The sequence below is a fragment of the Rhodopirellula halodulae genome (assembly GCF_020966775.1).
Lineage (GTDB): Bacteria > Planctomycetota > Planctomycetia > Pirellulales > Pirellulaceae > Rhodopirellula > Rhodopirellula halodulae.
Window position 1 is genome coordinate 38,852 of the sequence record NZ_JAJKFV010000029.1, and the last position, 11,149, is coordinate 50,000.

The window sequence follows — 11,149 nt, forward strand, 5'->3', positions numbered from 1 at the left end:
ACAGCGAATCAGCGCCTGATATGATACCGAGTTTTGCCTGAGCAAGAGCCGAGTCGTCTGCCCAGGCATGGAAGACGATCACGTTTGCGGATTCAAAATGGTCTAGAATCCAAGCGGGCAGTGCCAAAACCTCTTTCAGTGAGTTCCCAATGTCGAATCCCGTTGATCCCGGCAATTCTGCGAATCCCTATTCCGAAACCATGCCGGTGGAGGCTCAGCTCGCTTCACCCAAGAAGTCCAGCACGGGGTGCATCATTGCCGTTCTGGGTGCCGGCTTTCTCGTCACGTTGATGTGCGGAGGGGTTTTGTTAGGACTTTTGTTGCCCGCTGTGCAGGCGGCAAGAGAAGCTGCCCGACGAATGCAGTGCAGCAATAACATGAAGCAAATCGGGCTGGCTCTGCACAATTATCACTCGGCTTACAACCAACTACCGCCGGCGTACACCGTCGATGAAGACGGGAATCCACTGCATAGTTGGCGAGTGGCAATCCTACCGTTCCTGGAGCAACAGGCTTTGTACGATCAAATCGATCTTTCAAAACCGTGGGATGCACCGGAGAACGCCAACGTTGCCAGCAATCTGGTTCCGGCGTACGCGTGTCCGTCCAAGGAGGGTGATCCCCTGATGACAAACTATGTTGCCGTGATCGATCCTGCCGGTGTTTTCGCGGGTGCCATTCCGACGAAGTTTTCACAGATCACCGATGGACTGGCCAACACAATCATGATCGTCGAAACGGGACATGAAAATGCTGTTCACTGGATGAGCCCTGACGAGATTGACTTGGCGACGTTACTTGCCGCAGGTGGCAGCGATCCGCACGTCGGTGGTGGGCACATGCTGATGGCCGATGGTGCAGTGATGTTCATCACCAATTCCATTGATCCCGTTGTGTTGGAGGGGATGGTCACCAAGGACGGCCAAGAAGACCTCGGCGATTTCTGATTGGCGTCATTCGTTGGTCGTGCGTGTGATTCTCCAGCAACGGTGGATTCGTCGATTGCGAAAATCATCCGGCACGGTTTGACGGCTGATTTCGTGGACGTTGGCGCCTTCCAAAGCACCACCGTCCATTTGGAACTTTCGGTAGTTGTTGGAAAAGTAGATCACGCCGTCTCGCGAAAGGTGCCGCAGGACATTTCGCAATAGACCAACATAGTTGTCCTGCACGATCCAGTCTTTTTGCGTGCGTTTGCTGTTGCTGAACGTGGGCGGATCAATGACCACCACATCGAAAACCTCGGTGGCGGCTAGGTTTTTGACGTAGGCAATCGCGTCACCGGCGATGAATTGATGTTGTTCTCCTTCGAATCCATTCAATCGCATGTTTTGCTGTGCCCATTGGACATAGGTGTTCGATAGGTCGACCGTCGTGGTCGATGCGGCACCTCCGTCGGCGGCATAAACCGTGAATGAACCGGTGTAGGCAAACAAATTGAGAAACCGTTTGCCGGTGACCTCGTCACGGACCATGGACCGGGTGATGCGATGATCCAGGAACAAGCCCGTGTCGATGTAGTCCGACAGATTCACGACGAACTTCAGACCGCCTTCGTGGGCCTCGATTTCGTAATGGCGACTGGCGATGGTTTCGTGTTGGCTGGTGCCTCGTTGTCGTTTGCGTTGTTTGAAGAACGTTTTCGAACGCGGAACATCCAGGGTCTGTGCCGCGACCTTGACCATGTGTTCCAACCAGACCGCGTGTTGATCATCGGTCCGATTGTGGGGGCGTTCAAATTCGCCGATGTGCAAATGGTCTTCGTAACGATCGACCACCAAGGGGACTTCGGGAACATCGCGTTCGTAGAGTCGAAAGCAGGTGATGCCTTGTTTGGTCGGCCAGCGACGCAGGTGTTTGGCTCGTTTGCGAAGCCGTGCGGCGAACTCCTCGCTTTGCCGAGCGGTGACTTCGGGTGAGGGCAGGGGAGTGACCGGTTTGGGAGGCGTGAAGAAGTCACTCATTGCACCAATCCTTCGGTGACTTGGAGGAAGACGTCTTCCAAGCTCTTTTTATGAGCCGCGACTTCGGCGATTAAAAAGCCCTGGCCGATCAACCAAGCGACCAGTTCAGCTTGATCGCGAACGTCGCCTTCGAATTCGAATCTCACAAGTTCGCCATCCACGACGACGGAGGAAGCGGGAGCGGGCAATGTTTCTGTGGCGACCTCGCCATTGGTTTCAGTTTGTTTGTCGTTCGATGATTTCTCTTGCAATTGTTTCTCGATCAGTTCGGCGGCCTCGCGTGGACGCTCGAGAATTCGCAGCGTCAATTCGCGATGTTGGGCGCGTTGACGTTGGATGTCTTCCACGCTGCCGGTGGCCAGCAGACGTCCTTGTTCGATGATGCCGACGCTGTCGCACATCTCTGCCAATTCGGTCAGGATGTGGCTGCTGATAAGAACTGTCTTGCCGCGATTGGCAAGTTGGCGAATCATTTGGCGAAGTTGAATTCGAGCACGCGGGTCCAAACCTGCGGCGGGTTCATCCAAAATCAAGACCGCGGGGTCATGGATGAGCGCCCGGCCGAGGCACAGGCGTTGTTTCATGCCTTTGCTCAACCCACGAATGGGTTTGTCTTTCATGCCCACGGTGCCGGTGAATTCCAGCACCTCCCGCAATCGCCGAGTCCGGTCGGTGCCGACCAGCCCATAGGCTCTCGCGAAAAAGTCGAGGTACTCTTCGCAGTTCACATCGCGATAGGTTCCAAAACTATCGGGCATGAAGCCCAACCGGTTGCGAACCAATTCGGGATCGTTGACCACGGAAAAACCATCGACAAACGCATCTCCGAAGCTGGGCAAATCCAGTGTGGCGAGAATTCGCATCGAAGTGGTTTTGCCGGCACCGTTGGGACCGATGTAGCCGAAGACATGGCCTCGCCGAACAGAGAACGAAATGTCATGAACCGCGTGGGTCTTGCCGAAGTAGCGATGCAGCCGACGCAGTTCAATGCAGTCAGCCGTTGCGGCATGCACCGGTGGGACGGAGAGTGGAACAGTGCTGGTTGGGGAGGTGTTGTTGCTCGGCTCGGTGGCGACGGAAGTTTCCGATTCGACCATGTTGGCGGACGAAGGATTGGACGAATCGCTCATGGCAACTCTCCCATGATGAAGTGGATGCTGTCAGCGATTGAAATGCCTTCGATTGCGGGCACATCATCGGATAAATCTGCAATCGCAATGAAAGACTGATTGGGAAGCGATTTACCGAGCTGCATGCGTTGTTGAAGTTCGTTTTCGAACAGGCCGTCGTTGGGTGCGGAGGTCATGTTCGTCGCCGAACGAAGCGAGTTGATCAAGTCGAAAGTCTCGGTCAGCATTCGTCTTCGTTGGGCCTGGTTCGCCGAGTCGGACGTTCGACTGATTTTCGAGCTAATCAGCCATTGCCGTTTGTACCATTCCCCGAGCATCTTGGAGGCGTCCAACTGCGACACCTGCGATGCGGTTGTGGTTTGGCCAGGCTGAACGTTTTCCGCGGTGAAGAACGCGCCCACGCGATCGCGTAGCAAGATCGTTTCCAAGGGCAGTTCGCAGTCGCTTCGGATTTGGACACTGGCCCGATTCTTCTTTTCTTCCGAGTCATCGGTGATTCGGACGGTTCCAAATTGACGGCGAGGCTGAAGCACCACGAATTGCTTCTGTTGTCGGCTGGGCAGCAATCGGCTGTTGAAGTGAATGTCGTCCTCGGTCACGGTGACTTGGCCGCGAAGTTCGAATCGGTCGTTCGTGCGATCTTCCCAGCTACGTTCGTCGTTGTCGGGGAAAACGGTCACCGCGGCGTTGGCAGGAAAGTGCATGCCATCCGATGGACGAATGCCCGCGAAATAAGTCGAACGGGTTCGTGACATGGCATCGCCGTTTGGGGCGACCCAAGTGATCTGTCGTGCTCGCAATCGAGTGCCAAATCCATCGGCGACCACACCGTAGGTGAGCATCGCCAATGTGGTTGCGATCGCCAGCACCGGAGCGATCAAGAACATCAGGTAGCTGCGACCACTGCGAGTGGTTTTGCGATACGCGATCGGGCCAACCAGGATCACAAACAATCCGAGGAAGCCCATGAAACTATAAACAGGCGGTTGCGACACGCCCGGAATCACCCAGTCATAAAACCGTTGGCTGCCCATCATCGGTTCGACACCGCGACGCAGCAGCCGAAAACGGTGGAAGTTCAGAAGCGATTGTGTTGTTCGCCAATCGATCACTTCCATCGGCTCAAGTTCTTCGTGGGCGGGCAGCAGCACAATCACTCCGGCCAATTGTTTGTAAGCGGCCATGCCTTGCTTGGTGCCAAGCGGCACTCGTGACGCGGAATATCCAAAGGCGCTGGCCAGTTTTCTTTGGAGCGATTCGATGGTCAACGCCGCGGTTTGCCCGTTGGTGTCGAGTTCGGCGAGGTTCTGATTGATCTGTTGGTTCACCTGCCAACGTCGGCTGAAATTAGCCGCGTCGGAGTGAAGGCTTTCGAGCGATGCGGCCGCGAGCTGGTCAATCTCCTTGGGCTCCAGTTCCGATGGTGCGTCGAAGCTGGCTTTCGTTTGGGCGATTTGACCGGGAAGCATCCCGCGAATGAGGATGCAGCCGCCGCTGTTGACCCATTCGTTCAGCGGCTTCCACCAAGATGGTTGTTCTTGTTGGTATTGCAGGTAGTCGTCCAGATGAAACACCACCGCATCAAACGGCAACCAAGCTCGCCAATCCTTCGGCAAATCAGATGGAGCGAAGGGTTCGGTGTAAACAGACGGTTCGTTGATCCGGCCGCTTTGAGTGGCCGTGCTGAAGGATGCCCGCAAGGCATCGGTGTCCCAGTTTTGTATGGCGGTGGATTCGATCAACGCATCCAATGATTGTTTTTGGATGTCCAAATCTTTGGACGATTTGACCCAGACCAGTTTCCATCGCAATTCAGCGGCATTGACGCTGCTTAGCGTCCGACGTCGAGGAATCGGACTTCCGATTTCAAAAGCAGCGTTGGTGACTGAACGTCCGTTCTCGAAGAGCTCGACTTCGTAGTGGTTGCCAAACGATGTTTTGGGAACGTGACGAACGAAGGTTTTTTGGGTGGTGTTCTGCGGAACGCGAAAGGGGAGTTCGACTTCGAGGGCGGCTTGGGGCGGGCTGTGTCCCTCGGAAAGCGGTGTCAGTCGAACGAGGAAGTTGCGATCAGCGGTGGTGGGGCCTGTCGTGGAGACAAAACCAATTTCGACTCGCTGTGTTTCAGCGATCAAGGGCGAGGATGTTCCGACGCTGACCATGTATCCCAAACGGTTGGCTCCGCGCGGAAAGGTGGTCAGGTTGCTGCCGTCAAAGGTCCAAAAGCCGGTCGGTTGTAGCCCGCCGGGTGGCTGCGCCGCAGCAAAGCCCGCCCACAAAAAAACAATGTTGATTGTGGCAAGCAGGAAAGTCGGGATTCGCAACCGTCGACGACGACTCATATTTCCTTCTCCCGAGGTTTCAACAACTGCGGTGGCAGTTGGTCTTTCGCGAACGGGCTGCCTTGACGAGATTGATCGACGCGTCCGATGGTCATTCTCGCCACAGACCAGGAAACCAAGAACGCAAGTGCAGCCATGGCGGTGAAAACCGCGAGCACTCCCACAAAGGCCAGCACCGCTTTCGCGAAAATCGCACCGTTGCCCGCCGCGCGGGTGACCGCGGCCAAGACCGCCGCCATCGCCGTCAGCAACATCATCATCCGAAACGAAATTCGCGGCAGCACGCGACTGCGAATGACGGGTTGGATGGACGGGGTGGGGGTGATGATCGGTTCGGGATCTGGCATGAGCGAACGATTCGGCGACGAGATCAATCAGGACGATGAGTTTCGAAAGTCGTCTGCGGCGTTTGTTGTGCCGCTTTCCGATTTTCGACCACCTGATGATACAGTGTCTCCTGCACCCGCATGCGAGTTTCGCCTTTGCGAGGTTTCAAACGCTGGTAGCCGCCGTCGGGCTGCATCCGCCACGAATTTTGGTTGTCTTTGAAGTACAGCTGCAGCGTGTCTCGCAAACGTTTGCGGTTTTCCGGATCGATCACGGGGACCAGCAACTCGACACGTCGATCCAAGTTGCGAGGCATCCAGTCGGCACTGCTGATGTAGATCTCGTGGTCGCCACCGTGACGGAAGTAATACGTTCGTGCGTGTTCCAAGAAGCGATCCACAATCGAGACGACTTCGATCGTTTCGCTCATCCCCGGAACTCCCGGTCGCAAGCAGCAAATGCCACGAACGTTCAGTCGGATCTTCACGCCGGCTTGGCTGGCCGTGTACAGCGCGTCGATCAGTTCGGTGTCGACCAACGCGTTCATCTTGGCGATGATTTCGGCTTTCTGCCCCTGACGTGAACGCTCGGTTTCGCCTTGGATCAGATCCAAGATTTGTCGTCGCAACGTCAGGGGTGCCATTCGCAATTGCTGCAGCGGTTGAGGCTGGCTGGCACCCGTGACGGCATTGAAAAACATGGTCGCGTCGGTGCCCAGGATCTCATCGCATGTCAGCACGGAAACGTCGCCGTAGAGGTTGGCGGTGACTTCATTGTAATTGCCGGTGCCGAAGTGAACGTAACGCACCAAACCTTGTGGTTCGCGGCGAACGATGATGCAGACCTTGGCGTGTGTCTTCAGGCCGCGAATTCCGTAGATGACTTGCACACCGGCTTGCTCCATTTCGCGAGCCCATTCGATGTTGCGTGCTTCGTCAAATCGAGCTTTGAGTTCCACAATGGCGGTGACGTATTTGCCTCGTTCCGCGGCACGCATCAGCGCCGCCACGATGGGGCTGTTGCGACTGGTGCGATACAGAATCTGTTTCACCGCCAAAACATCCGGGTCAACGGCGGCTTCTTCCAGCAAACGCACCACCGGATCAAAGGACTCGTACGGATGCATCAACATGATGTCTCCGTCGGAGATTGACGTGAACATCGATTCGGCCGGATCGATTTTGGGGCTGCGTTGGGGTGGCCACTCGTCGTCGCGAAGCGTGTTCATGCCCTTCAATCCATGCAGGGCGAACAGGTACGTCAGATCCAACGGGCCGTCGATGTCGAAAACGTACTGTGGGTCAACCTCGAAGCTGCGAATCAGGTAGTCGCGAATTTCGGGGTTGGCGGTCGCATCGATCTCCAGTCGCACCGCGTCGGACAGGCGACGGCTTTCCAGGACCTCTTCCATGCCACCGAGCAAGTCGCCCGCACCGTCTTCACGCAGTTCAATGTCCGCGTTGCGAGTGATGCGAAACGGTTTGCACTGGACGACTTCGCGGCCAGGAAAGAACTCGTCGACGAAGTGCGACACCAGGTCTTCCAGCAAAACGTAGGCGTAACCCGATTCGGCCGGAGTTTCCTCATCCGTTTCTTTTGACTGGGAACTCTTTTCGATCGGCAGCGGAATGACGCGGCCAAGAACGCGGCCGAGCGGAATCACCGCAAATTGTGTGTTGGCTTCGGTGTCGGCGTCGTCGTCGCCAAGATGGCCGGTGGTCTCGGAAGCTTTTGCGGCGGCGACCGAATCACCGGTTGAATCGTTCAGCGAATCGGCCGGGGCGGGGGTTTGTCGAGGACCGATCTCATCGCCGGGGCGCAGTTGAACGCACAGGTGGATGCCTAAGCCCGGAAGCATCGGGAATCGTCGGTCGTGCAACGCTTGGGGCGACAACACCGCCAAAACGTCCCCGCGGAAGTGCCGTTCGGCGGCTGCCAGCAATCGGTCGCTGCATTCCCGCAGGTCGACTTGATTGATCTGATGTTCGCTCAGCAGTGGCAGGAGTTCCTTCCGCAGCAACTCGTATTGCCGATCGACGTGGGCGTGGCAGCGTTTTGAGATCGCCTGAAGCTGTTCCGTCGCGGTTCGCCCGGAGGGATCACGCCGGCCGCCACCGCTCACGGCTTGCAGTTTCAAGCTGCCCACCCGCACCATCACGAACTCATCGAGATTGGAGCTGGTGATGGCGAGGAACTTGGCTCGTTCGAGCAGTCGGACCGACGTGTCATCGGCTTGGTCCAGAACTCGCGCGTTGAATTCCAGCCACGCCAGTTCTCGATTGATGAATCGCGGTTTGGACGCATCACTCGAGTCGACTTTGCGTCGCGAAGCGGTTTTCAAGCTGTTGGGAGGACGTTTGCCGATGGACGGGCTGGGCGCGGGATCGTGTGACAACGTCAAACTCTCAGGTGTGATAGAAACGTTTCGCGGGGATGATTTGAATGTCAGTCGAAGTTGTGTGCGAGGAAGGCACAAGGGACGCGACGTCGGCTGGCTCGGATTCGTCCGCCAAGGTCTCGGTGGTGTCCTCGGGGAGTTCTTCGGTCACCGCTTCCTCTTCCGGCGGCCAAGGTTGACCAAACAGGATGCTGAAGGCTTTGGGGTAGAACTCCTCGCCGTAAGTCAGTTCACCGCCTTGGTGACCAACTGCACCCACCATGCCAGCCACGACCAGCAGTCCGACTTTCCAAACCTTGGTCAGGCTCTGTTTTGCGTCACCCTCTTCTTTACTCATCGATTTCAGCGCAACGATCGCAAAAATGCTGGATAGGACCGTGACGATGATGGCTGACCAACGATGCCAAAACAGTTCGGAGTCGAAGTTGACTTTGGTCCAAGAGCCGTAGCCTTTTTCGACCGAAAACGACCAGCCCATCATGGTGGCCACAATCGCGGTGGAAGCACCCAGCAGCAGACACGCCAACGGAATTTGCGTTCCCACAGCAGGCCATTTCCAGCCCAAAACGACAAACAATCCGCCCATCAGGAACAACGCGATGGGAAAGTGAACCGTTGCGGGGTGCAGGAACCCTTGGAACGACCAGACCCGTGCAAGCAATCCGGCCTGAGTTGGATCGACACCTTTGCGGATGCCGTCGGCGAGTTCCACCGGTTGTCCCGAACCGTCCAGCGGTGGTTGGACCACGTTGGCTTCATCTGGCCAAGCAGCACCCTCTTCAATCCACAAACGGACGAGCGCCAATTCGTGGGGTGAGAGAGGACCGCCGTGGGTGCGGGGTGGCATCAGCATGTCGTCGTCTTCACTGATCAAGTAGTCGACGTACATGGTGCTGGATTCAATGTCTTCTCCGTAGACGTACTCCATCACGCTGTCACGTTCGTCCACTCGGAAGCCGGCCTTGGCGTCTTCGGCACCGTGGCATTCCAAGCAGTGCTCGCGGAAGATGGGGGCGATGTCGCGGGCGAAGTCCACGACTTGTCCCTCTTCATTCACTGCCATCCGGATTTCGGCTTCGGCTGTGTCCGCATCGTCTTGAGCCATTGCCGATGACGGCTGGCTAATCAAGCTGGCAAGAGCCAAACACGCTGCGGTGCCGAGCGTTCGGTAGCACTGCTGGAGGTGAGAAGTCCTTTGGGCCAGAGCCTGATCGCGAGCGAACAGAGGGGGAAAGAACGTTGGGATCGGTTTCATCTTCGGGGTGGCTGTTTCGGTGGACATGATGAGCGTTGGGTGCCAAGGATGGGGGCAGGTGGGGCCGGCAAGGCATAGCGACCAGTCTCAGACGGGCTTTTGAAGCGATGCACGGTTCTGCGAGGTGGGGAATTTGCGGGGCATCATTGTACCGTCCCGCGAAGAGACGCCAAACCACGACGTGATTCGGTGTTTCGGCGGAAATGGCGAGTCGGCGTTTCGGCGGAGAGAGTTCGAAGCCGCGGTCAACCTGCGGCGCCTTGGGGTTTGACCGCATCCCTATCCCAATGGTCTCTATCCCCGGGCGTTTCGACCGCGGCGTCGTTATGTGACGTCATTTCGAAACGCCGCGGGTTCGCCCCGAACGCCCTGACGCTTGCTCTGCCCGAGTCCCTGCTGCTGCGTTGCAAACGCCACACGCACCGATCTCACATCACCGAGAAGTAGTTGTCGCAGGCGAAGTCGAAGTACTCATTTTTGAGCTCCACTTCGAGGTCGTTGTAAAGGCAGTAATTGCGAACTTGGAGCAGCAAATCGCGTGGCTGGCAGTTCCGAAATGGACGGTCAACGGGTAGGTAGTGAGTCTTGATTAGATAGTCCACCGCATCCGCGTCGTAAGGGATTTTGGTGATGCGGCACATGATCTCAAATAGCTTTCGGAAGTCTGCCTCCGGTGGGTTTTCGACTTCAATCTTATAAGGGATCCGTCTTAAGAATGCGTCGTCGACTAGGTCTTTGGGTTCCAGGTTCGTGCTGAAGATCACCAGTTGATCGAAGGGAACTTGGATCTTCTTGCCGGACGCCATGTTCAAAAAGTCATAACGTTTTTCCAACGGAATGATCCAGCGATTGAGCAGTTGGTCAATGGACATTTTTTGGCGACCAAAGTCATCGATCACGAGTGTTCCGCAGTTGCTTTTCATCTGAAGCGGAGCTTCGCTGATGTTGCTGGTGGGGTTGTTGAGCACTTCCAGCATGTCCATGGTCAGCTCACCACCGGCGATGATGGTTGGCCGTTTGATGCGTACCCAGCGTTTGTCAAAACTGCCGGAGTCCAGCAGTCCGCCCGAATGCTCTGGCATGGCAGCCTCGTGATTCATGGGGTCAAACACACGTAGGACTTCGCCGTCGATGTCCACGGCGCGTGGGATCCAGATGTACTTTCCAAACGCACCCGTGACCCGTTCGGCAATCGAGGTCTTGCCGTTCCCGGGAAACCCGAACAAGAACATGCCGCGTCCGCTGGCGACCGCCGGACCCAAGCGGCGAAGCATCTTGGGGTTGATTAGCAAGTCGCTGAAGGCGCGTTCGAGGTCCTTGCGTTTGGGGTATTGGCCTTCAATGGACTGCAGTCGAATGCTCTCGACATACTCGGTCAATCGGACCGGGCAGCTTCCGTGGTAGGTTGAGTCCGTCAGATGGTTGCGAGCGATCGCACGCCCCGACTCAGTGAGGATATACACATAGTCATTGGTTGCGGTCGCACTCTTATAAGCCACCGATTGATCCATCTTGAGCCGTTCCAAGATGGGCTCGATCATTCGGAATGGAAGCTGGACTTGGTCGGCAATCTTGCGGCCTTCCACTTCGCCAGCGTTCAAGATGTAGCGAAAGATGATCGACTCGACCAAGGTCTCGTTGATCTTGCTCGCTTGCATTGATTCCGGTTCGGCCGGACGCCAAGCTTCGTCGCGGTTGGGTTGGTATCCAGTCGGTGCTGCTTTGGGCCGCGC

The 11,149-nt window shown here is 56.6% G+C and carries 8 protein-coding genes (1 of these 8 only partly in view); 1 reads left to right on the top strand and 7 read right to left on the bottom strand.

Annotated features, from left to right (window positions below; translation table 11 throughout):
• The first annotated feature begins 149 nt into the window (after positions 1-149).
• Positions 150-947 (top strand): DUF1559 domain-containing protein, encoded by a 798-nt coding sequence (locus LOC70_RS13255; protein WP_230254067.1) that lies wholly within the window; start codon positions 150-152, stop codon positions 945-947.
• Between the two features lie 6 nt (positions 948-953).
• Here the strand turns inward: LOC70_RS13255 and LOC70_RS13260 are convergent, their stop codons facing one another.
• The 7 genes from LOC70_RS13260 to LOC70_RS13290 form a co-directional block, all read right to left on the bottom strand.
• A complete protein-coding gene (locus LOC70_RS13260) occupies positions 954-1,964 on the bottom strand; it encodes a class I SAM-dependent methyltransferase (RefSeq protein WP_230254068.1) in 1,011 nt (336 codons plus the stop codon).
• Positions 1,961-3,094, bottom strand: a complete 1,134-nt coding sequence (locus LOC70_RS13265) for an ABC transporter ATP-binding protein (protein ID WP_230254069.1) — start codon at positions 3,092-3,094, stop codon at positions 1,961-1,963. Before LOC70_RS13265 ends, LOC70_RS13260 begins: the two co-directional genes overlap by 4 nt.
• A complete protein-coding gene (locus tag LOC70_RS13270; protein ID WP_230254070.1) occupies positions 3,091-5,436 on the bottom strand; it encodes a hypothetical protein in 2,346 nt (781 codons plus the stop codon). The genes LOC70_RS13265 and LOC70_RS13270 overlap by 4 nt, the downstream gene beginning before the upstream one ends.
• Entirely contained in the window at positions 5,433-5,783 is a 351-nt protein-coding gene (locus LOC70_RS13275; protein WP_230254071.1) for a hypothetical protein, read from the bottom strand. Before LOC70_RS13275 ends, LOC70_RS13270 begins: the two co-directional genes overlap by 4 nt.
• 23 nt (positions 5,784-5,806) lie before the next feature.
• Positions 5,807-8,164, bottom strand: a complete 2,358-nt coding sequence (gene ppk1 / locus LOC70_RS13280) for a polyphosphate kinase 1 (protein WP_230254072.1) — start codon at positions 8,162-8,164, stop codon at positions 5,807-5,809.
• Positions 8,165-8,168: 4 nt separating this feature from the next.
• Complete coding sequence (locus LOC70_RS13285; protein ID WP_315857296.1) at positions 8,169-9,266, bottom strand: c-type cytochrome domain-containing protein; 1,098 nt, start codon at positions 9,264-9,266, stop codon at positions 8,169-8,171.
• Positions 9,267-9,844: 578 nt separating this feature from the next.
• Positions 9,845-11,149 carry the 3' portion of a hypothetical protein gene (locus tag LOC70_RS13290; protein WP_390889042.1) on the bottom strand. It continues 345 nt past the right edge of the window, so the window shows 1,305 of its 1,650 coding nt (coding positions 346-1,650); its start codon lies off the right edge, out of view; it ends in the stop codon at positions 9,845-9,847.

What these genes read in the sequence shown, in the direction of transcription:
- LOC70_RS13270 (WP_230254070.1), bottom strand. Translation starts at nt 5,436, where the DNA reads ATGAGTCGTCGTCGACGGTTGCGAATCCCGACTTTCCTGCTTGCCACA.
- LOC70_RS13285 (WP_315857296.1), bottom strand. Translation starts at nt 9,266, where the DNA reads ATGGCTCAAGACGATGCGGACACAGCCGAAGCCGAAATCCGGATGGCA.
- LOC70_RS13260 (WP_230254068.1), bottom strand. Translation starts at nt 1,964, where the DNA reads ATGAGTGACTTCTTCACGCCTCCCAAACCGGTCACTCCCCTGCCCTCA.
- LOC70_RS13265 (WP_230254069.1), bottom strand. Translation starts at nt 3,094, where the DNA reads ATGAGCGATTCGTCCAATCCTTCGTCCGCCAACATGGTCGAATCGGAA.
- LOC70_RS13255 (WP_230254067.1), top strand. Translation starts at nt 150, where the DNA reads ATGTCGAATCCCGTTGATCCCGGCAATTCTGCGAATCCCTATTCCGAA.
- LOC70_RS13275 (WP_230254071.1), bottom strand. Translation starts at nt 5,783, where the DNA reads ATGCCAGATCCCGAACCGATCATCACCCCCACCCCGTCCATCCAACCC.